The sequence below is a fragment of the Pantoea sp. App145 genome (assembly GCF_047947045.1).
Lineage (GTDB): Bacteria > Pseudomonadota > Gammaproteobacteria > Enterobacterales > Enterobacteriaceae > Pantoea.
This window is the reverse complement of record NZ_CP133290.1, coordinates 810,317-827,709: the sequence shown is the minus strand read 5'-3', so window position 1 is coordinate 827,709 and position 17,393 is coordinate 810,317. Positions and strand designations below refer to the sequence as shown.

The window sequence follows — 17,393 nt, the reverse complement described above, 5'->3', positions numbered from 1 at the left end:
TTGATTTAACCGAGCAAATCCCCCTACTGGTGTGCAATTTTTCAGTCACTATCATGGTTGCCATAAACTGATTTTGTGGAGGCTGATAATGAACGTGTTACGTGCACAGCGCGACCAGCTGTTTGAATATGGTCCTTTTACCATTCGCCGCCAGCGTCCTGGCGAGGCGTTTGGGCCGCTGGCGATTGTGGACCAGATGACGCTGAAAACCGGCGCACGCGTACCGATGCACAGCCATCAGAATGATGAGATCTTCACTTACGTCTGGCGCGGTTCTTCCCAGCATCAGCATGAAGATGGCGAACGCACGCCGCTTAACGCCAAACGCGTGATGGTGGTGAATGCCGGTGACGGTCTGCGTCATGAAGAATCGGCACCGCTGATCGAAACCGAAATGTTGCAGGCTTACATCCGGCCCGCCAGCGCGGGTGGCGAAGGGCGTGTGCAGCAATTCACCCGGCCAGCAGGCGCGGCAGTGAATGACTGGACATTACTGGCCGGACCGGAAGGCAGTGATGCTCCGCTGACGTTACGTCAGGCGGTGTATGCCTGGGATCTGAAACTGGAAAGAGACCAGCAAATTCAGGTGCCTCAGCGTGAGGGCTTTGCCGTCTGGATCACCCTGCTGGAGGGGGTGGTGCGTATTGGTGAGCAGCGGTTGCATAAAGGTGATGCGGTCAGCGATGCGGCATCGTTGCCGGATATTCGCGGAGAACGTGATGCCACGCTGATCTGTTTCCTGGTGAAAGCCGACGCGCCCGCGGTGCTGAACGGTACCGTCAGCGGGCAATAGTTTATTAAAACCCACGCGATAAATCGCGTCGCTACGGAATGTGCAGTTATTAGCACCAATGCCAACAACCGCAACCTAACGTAGCGGCGCGATTTATCGCGCTGTTATAACACCTCTCATTTTCACATCCTGTTAACGATCCGTGACCCGCCTCTTAGTTTTGCAGCGTCGAGCCGTGCAATATTCTGACATATCGTAATACTAGATATATCTAATTATTCGTTATCGCACCGTCATCCACGCCATCAATGCAGGGAGAAATCATGGATCTGGGCATACGCCGTAAAATCGCTTTTGTCTGCGCGTCGTCACAGGGGCTGGGGCTGGCATGTGCACAGGCACTGGCGGCAGAAGGGGTGCGCGTCACGCTGAACGGACGCCATGAAGCCAAATTGCAGGACGCTGCTCAGCGGTTACGTGAGGAAAATCCAGCGGCGGAAATCAGCTATATCTGCGCGGATTTAACCACCGAGGCCGGGCGTAGCAGCATCATCAGCGCTTTACCGCAGGTCGATATCCTCGTTACCAACAATGCCGGGCCGCAGCCCGGAGCGTTAACGGACTGGGAAGCGAGCGCGTTGCGTGAGGCAATGGAAGCCAACTTTATTCCAGCGATTCAGCTTATCCGCACCTGGCTGCCTGCCATGCAGGCACAGGGCTTTGGCCGCATTATCAATATCACTTCGGCGATGGTGAAAACGCCGCATTACATGATGGGGCTCTCCACCTCAGCGCGTGCGGCGTTAACAGCGATGTGCAAAGCCATCAGCCAGGACGTGATGCGTGACAATGTCACGATAAATAACCTGCTGCCGGAGCGGATCGATACACCACGCCAGGAATTTATGCTGCAGCGCCTGATCGCCAAAGAGGGTATCAGCCGTGAAGAGGCACGCCAGAGGAATGTGCAATCCATTGCCGCCAAACGCTACGGCACACCGGCTGAATTTGGAGCCGCCTGTGCGTTTCTGTGCAGCCAGCAGGCCGGGTTTATTTCGGGTCAGAACCTGCAACTGGATGGCGGCTCCTATCCGGGGTTGATCTGATGACTGAGCTGATTCATCAATTGCTGGCGTTTGAACAGCAGCGGCAACGCGCGCTCATCGAAGCGGATTTAACCGCGCTGGAAAACATGCTGGCAGCGGATCTTATCCATATCCACAGTACCGGCATGGTGCATACCAAGGCGCAGTTTCTGGCGCATGTGAAACGGATGGGGGGCTTTGTGTCCATTCAACGTGAGCCGCCAGATATCCGTGTCGAAGGTGATATCGCCATCCTGACTGGCAACACCCGTAACCGGGTGCGACGGCTGGAAACCGGTGAAGAAGCAGAGCGTTATGGCTTCTCGACACTGGTACTGCGCCGCACCGCCGGTGGCTGGCAAATTCTGCTTTCGCAGTTAACTCCTCATCAGGTCTGACAGCAAAGGAAAACAGCATGAAACTGGTACGTTTTACCGAACAGGGCCGCACCCGCATTGGCAAAGTAGTGGGTGATCAGGTAATAGACCTCTCTGGCGTGCCTGGCGTGGGGGATTCCATGCGCCAGCTGCTGGCAGGATTAACGCCGCTGCGCCCACGACTGGCAGCGGCACGTTCACCGGCCTTTGCCTTAACGGCGGTACAGCTGGAAGCGCCGATTCAGGACGCGCAGAAATTTCTCGGCATTGGCATGAATTACCGCAAACATGCGGAAGAAGCGCGTCAGGCAGGCATGCCGATTCCGCAAAGCCAGCTGTGGTTTAACAAACAGGTTTCCTGCATCAACGGACCGTTCGCACCGGTGGTAAAGCCAGATGCCAGCGACAAAATGGATTACGAAATCGAACTGGGCGTGGTGATCGGCAAACGCTGCCGTCACGTTAAAGCCAGTGAGGCGGCAGGCGTGATTGCCGGTTATCTGATCGTCAACGATGTCTCGGCGCGTGACTGGCTGCATAAATCACCGACCTTCACACTGGGTAAATCCTTCGATACCCATGGCCCGATCGGGCCGTGGATCACCACTGCCGATGAAATCCCCGATCCCCTGCAACTGGAGATGAAGTTGTTTGTGAATGGCGAGCTGCGTCAGCATGCCGACAGCGGGGACATGATTTACGACATCTATGCCCAGATAGCCTATCTCTCGACGGTGATGACGCTGGAGCCCGGCGACATTCTGGCGACTGGCACGCCCTCCGGCATCGGTGCGCCGACCGGACGCTTTTTACAACCCGGCGATGTGATGCGGCTGGAGATTGCAGGCCTCGGTCATATCGAGAATCCCGTGGTTGCCGAAACCCGCCAGGAGGCATGATGACCCGTGACAACTTTCGTGATTACCTGATGCCTGCGGATGCCGAACGTATCGGGCTGGCGCGCGGTGTCGATCTGCAAACCTATGGTGCGCGGATGCTGGCCACTGACAAAGCGCAAAAACTCAGGGCGCACTGGCAGGCAATGCTGGATGAAACTTTTCGCGGCATCACCAGCAATGGTGAAGTGCAGCCGGATCTGTTTGCCCTGCGCGATGAAGGGTTTGCGGTGGAGGCGGCAGTCAGGGCGGCACAGGCATTATTTTCCACGCTGGATAGCGTGCAACAGCAGCAGGTGAGTTATGCCATCGACGCCAAACAGTGGCGTGGCTGGTACAACCCGGAAATTCCCTTCAATGATTATGGTGTCCGGCTGGATGAAACCGCCGCATCAACCCACGAGGCGTTCCGGTCATTACTGCAAAGCTGCACCAGCGCACGCGGTTTCCGCAAAGTGCAGCAGGTGATGGATGCCAACCATTTTCTCGGCGAACTCTACGATCTCACCCACATCATGAATCGCTGGAGTTTCCACTTTTTACTGTTCGGCACCCCTTCGACCACGCAGCCGTGGGGCTGGTCGATTTACGGTCATCACGTGGCATTTTGTTGCTTTATCAGCGGCAGGCAACTGGTGATTGCGCCGACCTTTTTTGGCGTCGAACCCAATGTGATCGAACGGGGTGATGCCAGCGATTGTGTGCTGTTCCGTGAAGAGGAGCAGCTTGGTCTGGCGCTGATGCAATCCCTCAGCGCCGGGCAGCGCCAACGCGCCACCATTTATTCGTTGATGGAAGACCCATTGATGCCTGCTGAACGCTTCAATTTTGCCGATCAGCGCCATCTCGGTGGCGCGTTTCAGGATAACCGGGTGATCCCGCTGGAAGGGGTGTGCGTGGCGGAGTTTACCCCGGCACAGCGCGCCAGCCTGATGGCGCTGGTGGCGGTATTTCTCGATTTTCTGCCGGATGGCCCGCGAGCCTGGCGTCTGCGCCAAATCGAAGATCATCTGGAGGAAAGCTGGTGGAGCTGGATTGGCGGCCACGGTGATGACGATGTGTTTTATTACCGCCTGCAAAGCCCGGTGGTGATGCTGGAGTTTGATCATCACAGTGGCATGTGGCTGACCAATGCACACCCGGCGCGTTTCCACATTCACACCATCACCCGCATACCTAACGGCAACGACTACGGCAAGGCATTGCTGTCGCAGTTGCAGAAGTAATCTCAGGCTGCAAAGCCTGAACTCCTGTCGTACCGGGTGACGTCGTTTTGCCCGGGTAACCCCAAGTGTCAATTGACCGTTCCCTTACGGGACGCGGGCGGCTTCGCTGCGCGATAAATCGCGCCGCTACACATTATTCGAGGTTATCAGGCAATGCATGTTCAGAAAAAAACCAAAATTGCTGCATTAACCGTAGTGCCTCTGGCGTTGTTCTGCGGTAACTGCTTTGCGGAGGCATCACCTGCATCGGACTCCGACAGCTTTAACGACTGGCTCACACAAGGCAATATCTCGGGCGAGCTCAAAACCATGACCTTCTTTAAAGAATTTAGCGGCACTCTGCCCAATAAACGCACCAGCTCGGCCGGAGGGGATATCCAGTACCGCAGCCCGCAGGCGGCGGGATTTAGCGTGGGACTGGGGGTCTATGGTGCCTATAACTTCGGCCTGAATAATGACGATGCGGAAAAGACCGAGATCTATCTGCCATCCGAAGACGTGACCGTGCTGGGCAAGGCCTTCCTGCGTTATCAGGGATATGGCTTTGATCTCCAGGGCGGACGTATTGGACTGGACACGCCCTTTGCCAATGAAGGTGAAGGCTGGACCATGATTCCGGCGTTGTATGAAGGGTTTGGCGGCAGCTATGCCCTGAATGACACGGGCGACTTCCGGCTGAATGCGTACCGCATTTATCGTTTCAAACCCGAAAGTTCGGATGAATTTGGCAAAGGCGATGCCGGTGCTCCTGAAATTGAAGACACCAGCATGCCATCGGTGGACAGCAACGGCTTCACCACCGTGGGCCTGCGCTATGGACAGCAGTGGAACACCCTTGCTGAAGCCTGGTATTACAACTTCGATAAACGCGCCCAGCTGGGCTATGGCGGGGTGCAACTGCCGGTCTCCGCGCTGAAGTTTGGCAACTGGACGCCGTACTGGGGGGCGCAATATCTGCATGAATGGGACGCCAGCGATCAGGCGTATCCCTATCACAACATCGATACCGACCTCTATTCCGGGCGCATCGGCATGAAAACGCGCCATCACGATCTCTATTTCGCCGCGACTTACGTGCCACGCAAAGAGGATGCCTTCCTGAGCGGCGGTTTCTTTGCCCCGTATAGCTACGGCATTTATGACCACACCCCGCTGGAGAGCGGGCAACCGCTGGTTTCGATGGTCACCACCAACCAGCCCGGTAAGGCTTTTGCTTTACGCTATGCGTACCACGACGAAAAGTACCTCGGGGTGTTTGGGCTGACGCGGCTGGAACTGGAAGATTCCAGCGGCATTTACTATCCGCTGCCTGCCGAGAATATCAACGCGGCCTTTATGATTCTCGGTTACAACGTCACGCCACGCCTGCATCTGGAGTTCGAGTTTGACTACGTCCATTCCCCTAATGAGGTGACGGGCAACTATCACGCCGAGCGCCTGCGTCTGGTGTATCGCTTTGGCGCGAAAATGGCGGATGAGGATTATTAATCAGGAGGCAATATGGCTAAACGCGAAAGCATTTATATCGACGCTTTTCCCCATGCTAATCCGATCCCGGCTGCGTGCCGGGTGGGATCGATGCTGTATTCCGGGGTGATTTATGGCCGGGACCCGCAGACGCAGCAGGTGCCCGCCGATTTGGGCGAGCAGTGTGCACTGATGTTCCGGCATATGGAGAGTATCGTCTGTGCGGCAGGCGGCAGCATGGAAGACATCATCAAGGTCACGTTATGGATGCAGGATAAAACCCAGCGCGAAGTGGTGAACCGCTACTGGCTACAGGTTTTCCCGCAGCCACATTCACGTCCGGCACGCCACGCGCTGGAGGGACACTTCAGCGGTAATACCTTAATTCAGTGCGACTTTATTGCCGTGCTGGCATGCTAATCCCCTGCTAGCGGGCAGTATTTGTATCTGCCCGCCGCTTTCTCTATATTGCCTGTGAGTCATATCCATCTGGACTATATCGGAAATTTCGATATATTTAAATTCAGTGAGATTTGTGTGGTTATTCAGGTAACAGCGCGGGGGCAGACATGGTCGGACAGAGCGAATTGGACACGCAACCTGCGGGTGGCAAAACGGGCCGCCGAGCGCGGGCCTTTGATTATGGCGAATTACGTCTGTTGTTGCTGGCAATTATCGCCAAACAGCCCAGCCATGGTTACGAACTGATTCATGAAGTCAACGAACGGCTGGGCGGCACCTATAAACCCAGCCCGGGCGTGCTCTACCCGGCCTTAACCTGGCTCTACGATCGCGGCTACGCCGAAATCGATTTAGAGAAAGGTGGACGCAAACGCTACAGCATTACCGACGAAGGGAACGCGTTCCTCAGCGCCAATAAAACCGTGATTGATATGCTGGTGGCGCGCGTGGTGCCGAAGGGGCAAGGGCACGGCAAGTCACCGCAGGCGATTGTGGAGGCAATGGACCATCTGAAACGTGCACTCAGCCTGCGCGCCAAAATGGAACCGGTAGCAGAGCAGGTGGTGACGCGTATTGGAGAGATTATCCATGTCGCGGCCAACCAGATCGAAGCCCTGCTCAATGCACCCATGCTCAGCGACGCGGCGGCAAAATGTGTGGCCGATATCGTCACCCCCAACGGTGAGCGCTTTCTGCGCCGCCTCGGCAGTCATTTCCAGCATCGCACACCGGTGGTGATGGATGAAAACAGCGGCCACTTCCGCATGAGTATGGGCGAAGTGCGGATGGAAGCGCTGGACGGCATCTTCCGTGTCACCTTAACCGCGCTGAATGACGAAAAACTGATTGAGATGCAACATATTCTGGTGCGTCATCTGGAAGAGGCTGCGGTGCGGGAAACGCTGGACGTGGTGTGGCAACCAGCCTGATTGAGAGGAAAATCAACTCGCGGGTAAACAGGGCGCTCTGCGTCCTGTTTATTATTGCTATAACTTGTTAATGCAAGGAATTTAAAGTGAACTGTGCAGCATGATAATTAATGTATAGTCGATAACACTCCCTTTCACCGCATTAATCACTGGCATGGTAAGTCACACTTAATCAACTTCAGTTAGTTGCACATTTATTTTCTAATATTAGAATTCACAGCCGCCTTCCTCTCTTTGCCTGACTTTCCTGATAATGAGGATAATTAAATAATTTTTCATGGGGCCTCAGTCATGCAGACAATGCGAGAGAAAAAATATATCTCCCTCATCCGGTGTGGGTTGCTGATGCTGGCGCTGCTGACCCAGTCAGCGATGGGGGAAAACCCGCCTCAGGACACGATGTCGCTGGACCGGGATATCTGGATTAATCCTGGACTGCCAAATGGCGCAATCACGCCGCTAATAACATCAGATATGGTATTTTATACAGATGAAGATCTATCTCAGGAGGACGCTTATTCTGCCAGACGTCCTCTAAGTGTCTTATCTAGCCGAGAGTTAGTATCAGTGTCGCAGATTCATGACAATTTGTCAGCCCTGTCACAGCTCATTTTCCTGAAAACCGGTGAGTTGAGCGGCTATTTAAACCCAGAGCATGAAGATAAAATCAATTTAATGAGTGATAAATATGCCTCAAAGAGATTACGTGAAGGGGGGTATTATGCCACCCATATTCCTGTGGCATATCAGCTTTATAATTATAATAACCAGGACAGCTACCCTTTGTTAAATTATATGAAGAGAAATGAAATCTATGATTTACCGGCGGGAAATAAATTTTTTGCCGGTATATTCAGTGCCTATTTCAGGTTTAACGATGGCTTCCATTATTTTGAATCCTTCCCCGTTTTACAGGGTGGCACGATTCATTATGTTCCGACACTAATAAATACCACTGCCACGGGCGGCAATATTACCGGAGACGTGTATCTGTCTGCCGACAACAGCTCCCCGAAGGGAGGCTACGATTTGATCAAAACGCCTGTCTCAACCACCGTAACGATCAACTTCACCGGCAGTGATGATCCAGTGGGTCTGCAACTTTCCGTTGAGGATAAAAGTTTGTACGGTGATTATGTTGTCCATTCGAGTAAATCCCGCTTTTTGCTGCAACCCAGCACCGGCGTTTACCGTGAAGTGTATGAAACAGGCACACCCGGCATTGGCTATCGCCTGACCGGAAAAGGCGGAAAGGACCTGAGCCTGAAGGGAGACGGGGTTAAGATCCGCATGGACACCTCAGAAAAATCGGTGACCGTACCGGTCGAGCTGTGGTTTGTGGCCACCGGGGATATCAATCCCGGCACTAAAGCACTGCTCGACCATTTCGAGCTGGGGCGTCTGGTGCTGATAACCGGCAAAGGCAAAAATGCGGTCATGCAGCTGGCACCGGAAGGGAGCCTGACGTACAGCGGTAAGGTGGATACCAGCGTACCAGCTTTAGGTTGTGATCCAGGCTCGTAATGCTGGAACTCATCGTGCCAGATTAGCGAAAATCCGCCGCCAGGGCCGAGGTTGCTTTCACCAGCAGCCCCACATCACTGCCTACCGCGACAAAAGTGGCACCCAGTTCCAGATAACGTCGGCAAAGTTTTGCATCGGCACTCAGAATCCCCGCCGCCTTGCCATGTGACTGAATGCGCACCAGCGCCGCTTCTACCGCCTGCTGTACCTCAGCGGCGGCGGGTTGTCCCGGATAGCCCATATCTGCCGCCAGATCGGCCGGACCAATAAACACCCCATCGACACCCTCAGTGGCGGCAATCGCATCCAGCTGCGCCAGACCTGCACGGCTCTCAACCTGCACCAGCAGACAAATCTGCGCATTGGCGGTGGTCAGATAATCCGGCGTACGGTTAAAGGCCGAAGCCCGTGCCAGCGCCGCACCCACACCACGCATGCCGTGCGGCGGATAACGTACCGCTTTCACCAGCGCCTGCGCCTGTTCTGCACTCTCCACCATCGGGATCAGTAGCGTCTGCGCGCCAATATCCAGCAGCTGTTTTATCAGCCAGGGGGCATCCATCGGTGCACGTACCACGGCATGTGCCGGTGCTGCCGCCAGCGCCTGGAGCTGGCTCATCAGTAACGGCACATCATTGGGCGCGTGCTCGCCATCCAGCAGCAGCCAGTCAAAACCGGCAGCGCCGCAGATCTCGGCGCTGTAGGGGCTGGCCAGTGCCAGCCACAGGCCAATCTGCGCCCGTTTATGTTGCAAAGCCTGCTTAAAACCATTGATCGGTGCGGACATCGTTACCTCACGCAAAGTAGCAGCTGACCGAGCCATGACGGCCATAGTCAGCATGGATGGTATCGCCATGACGGGCTTCAATCGGGCGGATAAAGGAACCAGCCAGCACAATCTGTCCGGCGGCGAGGTGGTCGCCATACTGCGCCAGCCGGTTTGCCAGCCAGGCAATGCCGCGAGCCGGATGGTTCAGCACCCCAGCACCCAGCCCGGTTTCCTCAACGGTGGCGTTACGCGACACAATCGCTCCCAGCCAGCGCATATCGACGTTTTCCGGGGAAAATAGCTGGCTGCCCAGTACCACACCGGCATTGGCGGCGTTGTCGGAGACGGTATCGACGATGGTGCGTGCTTTACCACTGGCGGCATCGCTGCGCACAATGCGGGTATCCAGAATTTCCAGCGCGGGTAACACGTAAGCAGTCGCCGCCAGCACCGCTTCGACATCCACATCCGGTCCCTGTAACGGTGCTTTGAGTACAAAGGCCAGCTCCGCTTCAATACGCGGCTGAATAAAACGATCGGCGGGAATGGTCGCACCATCGTCAAACACCATATTGTCGAACAACACGCCGGAGTCGGGGGTGTCGATATTCAGGGCGTATTGCATCGCTTTCGAGGTCAGGCCAATTTTCCAGCCAATCACCTTGCGCCCCCCCTCAATCTTTTGCCGGACCCACGCCTGTTGCACCGCGTAAGCATCGTCCAGCGTCATCGCCGGGAAGCGCAGCGATAGCAATCCGGTCTGGCTGCGGCTGCGTTCGGCATGGTCGAGCGCCTCCACTGCGGTTAATAATTCGCTCTGGCTCAGCATCATCACACCTCATCCTCAACGACGTTGCGCAGGGTGCCGATACCTTCGGCATACACGTCAATCACATCGCCCGGTTTCAGCCAGATGGGGGGATCAAAACGCGCTCCGGCCCCGGTGGGGGTGCCGGTAAAGATGATGTCGCCGGGATTGAGCGGAATAAAGGTGGAGATATAGGCGATGATCCAGCTAAACGAGAAGGTCATATGACGGGTACGATCGTCCTGACGCAGCTCGCCATTCACATGGGTGGTTAAACGGATATCGGCCAGCTGTGCGGCATCGCTGAACGGTACCAGCCACGGGCCGATCGCTCCGGAGCGATAGAAGTTTTTACCCTGGGTCACGTTAAATTTGCTGTGACGTACCCAGTCGCGCACCGTACCTTCGTTACCGACGGTAATGGCGGCGATATGGTTCAGCGCCTCACTTTCAGCAATGCGGCGACCGGCTTTGCCTATCACGATCACCACTTCACCTTCGTAATCGAGTTGCTCGCTCTCGGCGGGGCGCAGCAGCGGCTGCTGATGCCCGGTCAGCGATTCGGCGAAGCGCACAAACATCGACGGATAATCCGGTACCGTCTGCCCGTCTTTATATTCCGCGTTGCGGTTGGGATAGTTGACGCCGATGCACAGGATTTTACCTGGCTGGCTCAGCGGCACTTCGTACTGAATATCGGCCAGCGCGTAATCCACTGGCAGATTTTGCGCCTCTGTCGCCAGGTACACCAACGCCTGGTCGGCAATCACCGCATCCAGCGTTGGCCAGCGTGCGCCAAAGCGTGGCGTAAGATCGATCACACCGGAACCGCTGATCAAACCATATCCCTGCACCTGGCCCTGGTGGGCCGAAAAACGGATAAATTGCGGTCGTTCCACGGGTTTTCTCCTTCTTTTAGCAAAAATACGGCGAGCAGAAGCCCGCCGCTCTCAGCATGGTGGCTGAGCAGTGTTCAAGACACAGGAGGGTTTACGGCGTTGACGCAGCGCCGTGGCGCGTTATGCCAGGTTAAACATGCGCGCGGCGTTGCCACCCAGAATATTGGCTTTATCCTCAGCGCTGATATCCAGACCTTCGATGGTTTCAATGCCTTTGAAGAACCAGTCTTTACGGATCGGATAGGAGCTGCCGTAGAGGATATTTTTGCCGCCGATCACTTTCACCGCGGCTTCCAGCTGCGCTTTACCCCATTGCGGCGCACCGGAGGTGTCGAAGAAAATGTTGTTGCCGAGCTGCGCCCGCAGGTTGCCGGTGCCGGTCTGGAAACGATCGACGGCATCGTTGAACTGATGTTGCGGCGGAACCAGCATATCGGCGAAGGCATAAAACGCGCCGCCCAGCATTGAGTGGATAAAGCGCAGGTTCGGCAGCTCATCGAACATGCCGCTGAACAGTTCGCGGCCGACCGCTGTCGCCTGGTCAATGCAGCGGCCAAACTGACGACGCTGGTTGGTGTAAGGCAGCACCGAGTTGAAATCCACCGGCAGCGGCGTGTGGTGCACCACCACCGGGACGCTCAGATCATTGAGGAATTTCAGGTACGGGCGGAATGCCGCGTCGTCGAGGTAAATCTGGCCGTAGTGAGCTACGATCTGCGCGCCACGGAAGCCCAGCTGATTCAGGCAACGATCCACTTCGCGCAGGCAATCTTCCGTGCCCCACGGTGGCACTACCGCCAGCGCCGACATGCGGCCCTCGCTGCGTTGCACGTATTCGGCCATGCGGGTGTTGACCTCTTTACAGGTCTCCAGATCCAGCCATTCCTGCCACACCGGCAGACGGAAAATGGCGTGATCAACCCCGGCTTTTTCCATATCGGCCAGCTGGCTTTCCAGCGTGTATTGCCCTTCAGCGTAGTTCAGGTTAACGAAGCCTTTCGGCTGCTCAATAATCAGCTGGCTCAGTTCTTTGCCTTCAATTTTCTCTACGCGGGTATGCACGCCATATTGTTTCGGCACGCAGTCGAGAAATGAATTCAGCAGCTTCTTGTCAGAAAACAGCTCGCCTGGCAGCCAGTGCATATTGGCATCGATGATCTTGCTCATAGTCAGTTCCTTTCTGTCACAGTTATTTATGGGTGGCAAAAACCGATGAGTATTTCGTCGGTTGGTCGGTCTCTTTTTCTGTCGGAATGCGCATACCGGCTTTGGCGTGGTATTCGCTGAAAATCGACAGGGCTTCTTCGTGGGGAAAGATTTTTTCGATGTCGTCGAACGGCTTACCGCCGCTGCGCTCCTCGACGATACGGCGTACCACTTCCGGGCCTTCGCCGCGTGACGCCAGCACCAGCCAGTTCACTTTTTCTCGCCGTTCCAGCTCGTAAGCCTGCAAGGCGGCAACCGGGTCGCTGATGCTGGCGAGTTTCTCCGCCACCACGCGCGCATCGACAAAAGCCTGGCAAACGCTGTTGCCACCGCGCGGATACATGGCATGCGCGGCGTCACCGAGCAGGGTGATGCGGCCAAACGACCATTGCGGCAAGGGGTCATGATCGATCAACGGGAACAGATAACATTCGCGGGCGTTGCGGATCATGGCGCTGACATCGAGGAAATTGAGCTGGCAGTCATCAAACACGTGTTCGATCTCTTTGACGCCGGTTTCCTGGTTCCAGTCTTCTTCGGTTTGCGGTTTCTCGTCCTGTTCAATCACCCAGTTCACCAGCTGATTGCCCTGACCATCGACGTTGTTCTGAATCGGATAGACGATCAGCGTGCCCTGACGAATCGGGTCGCCGATGTGCAGAATGCTGCCGCCGGTTTTGAACGGCGGCATCACGGTGACGCCGCGATACAGCGTCAGACCGGAGAAGTGGCTGCGGGCGGATTCCGGCAACAATTGGCTGCGTACCACCGAACGGATACCATCCACGCCAATCACCACATCGGCACGCACGCTGTTCGGCGCATTGGGGTTTAAGCGGGTATCAAAATGGACGGTCACGCCGCTGTCATCCTGCTCGAAATGGCTGCAACGACAGCCGAGGGTGATGGCGTCAGCGCCCAGGCGTTGCTGGACCGCTTTGTACAGCATCATTTGCAGATGGCCGCGATGGACAAACCGCTGGTCGTATTCGTAGCCCATATGTTTGCCGCACTGCTCGCCGAAGATTTGCTGACCGTAGCCGGTGTAAAAAATCGATTCTTTGGCTTCTACCGAGATATCAACAAAGGCGTCGTACAGGCCCAGTTCGGTGATTTCTTTTACCGCGTACGGCTTGATATCAACGCCGACGCCCAGCGGTTTAATCTCGGCTACCGCTTCAAACAGGCGGGGGCGAAAGCCCTGCTGATGCAGGCGCAGAGCGGTTGCCAGTCCGGCCGGGCCAGCACCAATAATGACGATATCCAACATGATGACTTCCTCTTGTTATTCAGCGTTCAACTATGACTTTTCAGGGTGTTGGTTTTGAGATCGTGATGGGTCTGGCGATGTACATCGCGCAGCCAGATCGGCAGCCCTGCCAGACACACCACCAGCCCGGCGATCACCAGCAGCGCCAGCGACTGTGGGTTTTCACTGCTTTGCGCGGCGATAAACAGCGGTGGGCCTAAGAACACGCCGACCAGCGTCAGCTGGGTGATCAGCCCACTGGTGGCCCCAATGCTTTCGCGTGAGGGCGCCACCACCGGGGCCAGTGCCCACATGCCCACCAGCAGGCCACTGCCAAACATAAACACCCACGAGGCGGCGATAGAAACCATAAAGCCGAGCGGCAGGGTGTAGATCGCCAGAGCGGGCGCGCCGGTGAGAATCAGGCCGACCACGCCAATCGCGGCGGCTTTCACGCCCCGGTTCAGCATCGCGCCGACCATCAGGCAGCCGATGCCGTTGCACACCATTGCCACCACGTTCCAGTGCGCCACTTCCAGCACCGGCACGCTGTAGCGTTTGGCAAGATAAGGCGCGAGGGTGGAGATAATGCCGGTTTGCAAAAAGGCGTCAGCACCGAATGAAATGCCCAGCAGATAGATCAACGGGCTTTTCAGCACTGCACGTAAACCCCGGGTACGGGAGAACTGCGCTTTCTCCTCGGCGGTACGGCGCGGCAGGCTCACGGTGGCGACAAACGCCAGCGCCAGGGTGAGAGCCGAGTGCGCCACAAAGGCGGCACGCCAGCTGCCAAAATGTTCGGCGAGGCCCGCCGAGAGAAACGGCAGCAGGAAACTGGCGGGAACAAACGTAGACCACAGCGCCATCGCCATATTGCGCTGCTTGCCGGTGGTGATGCGGATCAACAGCGTCACCGCTGCCACGGCGGTTAACACATAGCCGATACCGGTGATGATGCGTCCGGCCAGCAACAGATTGAAGGCCGGGGCGGCGACGACGCAGATATCGCCCGCGACAATCACCACCGCACCTGCCAGTAACACCACCCGGTCACCGATTCGGTCAACGATGTAGCCCGCCAGCAGTGCGCCGAGCGCCACCATCAATGACGGCAGCGACATAATCAGCCCGATCTGGCTGTGTTCAAATACCTGGAACTCTTTAGCGATGGAACCTAACTCGGTGACGGCTTCACTGACGGTCATCGCCGCCATCACGCCAAGCGCATAGGCGACCAGAATTCTGACCAGCGGATTTTGAATGAATGTACTCACGATCCTTTCTCCCAATGGCTGATTTCATAACGTGCTCAGGGTTTACCGGGTATGGCCGGTAGGCCTAACCATCATTGGCAAGGGCGAGAAAGCGCTCCAGCGTAGGCGGATCGACGGGGATTTCCGGCTGAATAACCGGGACGTGGGCGAAGGGCGTCGCTTCGGTAAACCATTTGTTTTGCGCCGGTAATCCCCACTGATCGGCGCGTTTGGGATCGGCCAGATTCCAGCCGAGGGCCGGTTCAATATCGATGTGCTGGTAATGGGTATTAAACAGCTCGATACGGTGTCCATCCGGATCGCGGAAGTAGACAAACAACGCGCCGCTGATGCCGTGGCGGCCCGGGCCACGTTCGAGCTGTGGTGCGTACCCCAGAGCCCCGGCCACATCGCAGGCACGGATCATGTCGTTGGTATCGGGCAGGGTGTAGGCGAAATGGTGCAGGCGCGGCCCCGGCCCCTGGGTAAAGACGATATCGTGCGGATTACCCTTGCGTTGCAGCCAGACGCCCCACAAATGCTGATCCTGCTCAACCTGAGACCAGGTATATTCACTGACGCGAAAACCCAGCGGTTGATAGAACGACCATGCCTGGCGCACATCACTGGTCTGGAGCTGATAATGATCGAGACGCTGGGCGCTGGCACCACGGTAATGCTGATACTGTTTCAGCATCCGCTCACAAGGTGCCATGGACGCGCAGAACTCCAGCGGCACCCCGACATTATCAGTGACATGCAGGGTCAGGCCCTGATAAGGCAGCTCCACCAAGGCAGTTTCCCGGCCCTGTAAGGCAAAATAGCCTTCCGCTTTGTAGATATCGTCATCGCTGCGCACCCGCATACCGATGCGAGCACAGTGAACATCCGACGATTTTTTTAACACCAGGCTGTGATGGCCGCGTTCTTCCAGTCCGCGCAGATACACGCTGGAATCATCCTCGTCACTGACCACCAACCCGATGAGATCGGTATAGAACTGTTTGCTGACCTCAAGGTCGCGAACGTTCAGGACAACATGACTGGCACGCGTCACGTTGAAAGGTGGCTCCAGAACCAACTCGTCGATCTGTGGCATGGGTATGTTCTCTCTTTCAGATTAAACCAAGGGTAGCGCTGTTGTAATAAATTTAGATATATCGTGTTAATAGATATATCTCATAATGTTGCCGCGATAGGAGATCGCGCGCACAGTTCGAAGGGAAAATTGTAGCGGCGCGATTTATCGCGCATTTTTTACGGCAACGCGCTCTGGCTCAGGCGTTTTGTATCGCACTGTATCTGCGTCGCTGACCAATACATCGCGAGGCAAAAAACCGGGTTGCAAGAAACAACCTCAATACATCGGCATGGTGTTATGTAGGCGTTGTCACTCATCAATCAAATTTCTGGAGATACCGCCATGTTTCGTAAACCCTTGCTGGCTACATTGATCACCGCGACTGCCCTGTTTGCTGCCACCCATGCCGCTGCGGCAACCCCGACCGAAGCCGATTATGCGCAGGCGTTTCATACCATCCATCAGGTGAAAGCCGGGGTGCTGAACGTCGGCTATGTCGATATTGGTCCGCGTGATGGACAGCCGGTGATTCTGCTGCACGGCTGGCCCTACGACATCAACAGTTATGACCGCGTCGCGCCACAACTGGCAGCGCGTGGTTATCGCGTTATCGTGCCGTATCTGCGCGGTTATGGTTCCACCCGTTTTCTCTCTGCCAGCACGCCGCGCAATGGACAACCCTCAGCGCTGGCTGCCGATACGGTGGCGCTGATGGATGCGCTGGGCATTAAACAGGCGGTGTTTGCCGGTTTTGACTGGGGCGCACGCACGGCGGATATCGTGGCGGCACTGTGGCCGGAGCGGGTCAAATCCCTGGTTTCCGTTAGCGGTTATTTGATCAGCAGCCAGCAGATTGGTGAAAAACCGCTGCCCCCGCAGGCCGAGCTGCAATGGTGGTATCAGTTCTATTTCGCCACTGAACGTGGCCGTGAAGGTTATGCGAAAAATACCCATGATTTCGCCAAATTAATCTGGCAGCAGGCGTCGCCGGGCTGGAAATTCAGCGATGCCACCTTTAACCAGAGCGCCCAGGCGCTGGATAATCCGGACCAGGTGGCCGTCACCGTCAGCAACTACCGCTGGCGTATCGGGCAGGAGAAAGGCGAACCGCAATATGCGGCGTATGAGAAAAAACTGGCCACTCTGCCAGTCATCAGCGTGCCGACCATTACCATTGAAGGGGATAACAACGGTGCGCCACATCCGGCCCCGGCAGCTTATCGGGCCAAATTCAGCGGCAAATATGAACATCGCACCTTTAGCGGCAATATCGGACACAATCCACCGGCAGAAGATACGCAGGATTTTGTCAAAGCGGTGGTTGATGCCGCAAAGATGTGATTTTGTGGTAATAATTTGTTTTCGGACCGGTATTTTGTACCGGTCTTTTTTGCATTCATCCTTTTAAGCTGACTGATGACAGGGGGTT

The 17,393-nt window shown here is 56.0% G+C and carries 17 protein-coding genes; 10 read left to right on the top strand and 7 right to left on the bottom strand.

Annotated elements, in window-relative coordinates; translation table 11 throughout:
• Positions 1-88 precede the first annotated feature (88 nt).
• The 9 genes from RCF31_RS03680 to RCF31_RS03640 all read left to right on the top strand — a co-directional run bounded on the left by RCF31_RS03680 (position 89) and on the right by RCF31_RS03640 (position 8,699).
• Positions 89-793 (top strand): pirin family protein, encoded by a 705-nt coding sequence (locus RCF31_RS03680; protein WP_299452845.1) that lies wholly within the window; start codon positions 89-91, stop codon positions 791-793.
• 263 nt (positions 794-1,056) lie between these two features.
• Positions 1,057-1,839: an SDR family oxidoreductase gene (locus RCF31_RS03675; protein ID WP_416412539.1), complete on the top strand. Its 783-nt coding sequence runs from the start codon at positions 1,057-1,059 to the stop codon at positions 1,837-1,839.
• Positions 1,839-2,216 (top strand): nuclear transport factor 2 family protein, encoded by a 378-nt coding sequence (locus RCF31_RS03670; protein ID WP_416412538.1) that lies wholly within the window; start codon positions 1,839-1,841, stop codon positions 2,214-2,216. Before RCF31_RS03675 ends, RCF31_RS03670 begins: the two co-directional genes overlap by 1 nt.
• Positions 2,217-2,233: 17 nt before the next feature.
• Complete coding sequence (locus RCF31_RS03665; RefSeq protein ID WP_416412537.1) at positions 2,234-3,094, top strand: fumarylacetoacetate hydrolase family protein; 861 nt, start codon at positions 2,234-2,236, stop codon at positions 3,092-3,094.
• On the top strand, positions 3,091-4,317 hold the full coding sequence (locus tag RCF31_RS03660; RefSeq protein ID WP_416412536.1) for a DUF3500 domain-containing protein: 1,227 nt from the start codon (positions 3,091-3,093) through the stop codon (positions 4,315-4,317). The genes RCF31_RS03665 and RCF31_RS03660 overlap by 4 nt, the downstream gene beginning before the upstream one ends.
• 153 nt (positions 4,318-4,470) lie before the next feature.
• Positions 4,471-5,805 carry a hypothetical protein gene (locus RCF31_RS03655; protein WP_416412535.1) on the top strand — a complete coding sequence of 445 codons (1,335 nt, stop codon included), beginning with the start codon at positions 4,471-4,473 and terminating at the stop codon, positions 5,803-5,805.
• Between the two features lie 12 nt (positions 5,806-5,817).
• A complete protein-coding gene (locus tag RCF31_RS03650) occupies positions 5,818-6,204 on the top strand; it encodes a RidA family protein (protein WP_416412534.1) in 387 nt (128 codons plus the stop codon).
• 149 nt (positions 6,205-6,353) lie between these two features.
• Positions 6,354-7,175, top strand: a complete 822-nt coding sequence (locus tag RCF31_RS03645) for a DUF2218 domain-containing protein (RefSeq protein WP_416412533.1) — start codon at positions 6,354-6,356, stop codon at positions 7,173-7,175.
• Positions 7,176-7,466: 291 nt separating this feature from the next.
• Positions 7,467-8,699, top strand: coding sequence for a hypothetical protein (locus RCF31_RS03640; protein ID WP_416412532.1), 1,233 nt, complete (start codon positions 7,467-7,469; stop codon positions 8,697-8,699).
• 22 nt (positions 8,700-8,721) lie between these two features.
• Here RCF31_RS03640 and hpaI read toward each other — a convergent pair whose 3' ends face one another.
• The 7 genes from hpaI to hpaD all read right to left on the bottom strand — a co-directional run bounded on the left by hpaI (position 8,722) and on the right by hpaD (position 15,982).
• On the bottom strand, positions 8,722-9,486 hold the full coding sequence (gene hpaI / locus RCF31_RS03635; protein WP_416412531.1) for a 4-hydroxy-2-oxoheptanedioate aldolase: 765 nt from the start codon (positions 9,484-9,486) through the stop codon (positions 8,722-8,724).
• Positions 9,487-9,493: 7 nt separating this feature from the next.
• Positions 9,494-10,297, bottom strand: coding sequence for a 2-oxo-hept-4-ene-1,7-dioate hydratase (hpaH, locus tag RCF31_RS03630; RefSeq protein ID WP_416413204.1), 804 nt, complete (start codon positions 10,295-10,297; stop codon positions 9,494-9,496).
• 2 nt (positions 10,298-10,299) lie between these two features.
• Positions 10,300-11,175, bottom strand: a complete 876-nt coding sequence (locus RCF31_RS03625; protein ID WP_416412530.1) for a fumarylacetoacetate hydrolase family protein — start codon at positions 11,173-11,175, stop codon at positions 10,300-10,302.
• 120 nt (positions 11,176-11,295) lie between these two features.
• Entirely contained in the window at positions 11,296-12,342 is a 1,047-nt protein-coding gene (locus tag RCF31_RS03620; RefSeq protein ID WP_416412529.1) for an amidohydrolase family protein, read from the bottom strand.
• Between the two features lie 22 nt (positions 12,343-12,364).
• Entirely contained in the window at positions 12,365-13,651 is a 1,287-nt protein-coding gene (locus tag RCF31_RS03615; RefSeq protein WP_416412528.1) for an FAD-dependent monooxygenase, read from the bottom strand.
• 26 nt (positions 13,652-13,677) lie between these two features.
• Entirely contained in the window at positions 13,678-14,904 is a 1,227-nt protein-coding gene (locus RCF31_RS03610; protein WP_416412527.1) for an MFS transporter, read from the bottom strand.
• 64 nt (positions 14,905-14,968) lie between these two features.
• Positions 14,969-15,982 carry a 3,4-dihydroxyphenylacetate 2,3-dioxygenase gene (gene hpaD, locus RCF31_RS03605; RefSeq protein ID WP_416412526.1) on the bottom strand — a complete coding sequence of 338 codons (1,014 nt, stop codon included), beginning with the start codon at positions 15,980-15,982 and terminating at the stop codon, positions 14,969-14,971.
• A gap of 324 nt (positions 15,983-16,306) precedes the next feature.
• Here hpaD and RCF31_RS03600 point away from each other — a divergent pair, with 324 nt between their 5' ends.
• Positions 16,307-17,305 carry an alpha/beta fold hydrolase gene (locus tag RCF31_RS03600; protein WP_416412525.1) on the top strand — a complete coding sequence of 333 codons (999 nt, stop codon included), beginning with the start codon at positions 16,307-16,309 and terminating at the stop codon, positions 17,303-17,305.
• Positions 17,306-17,393: the final 88 nt, after the last annotated feature.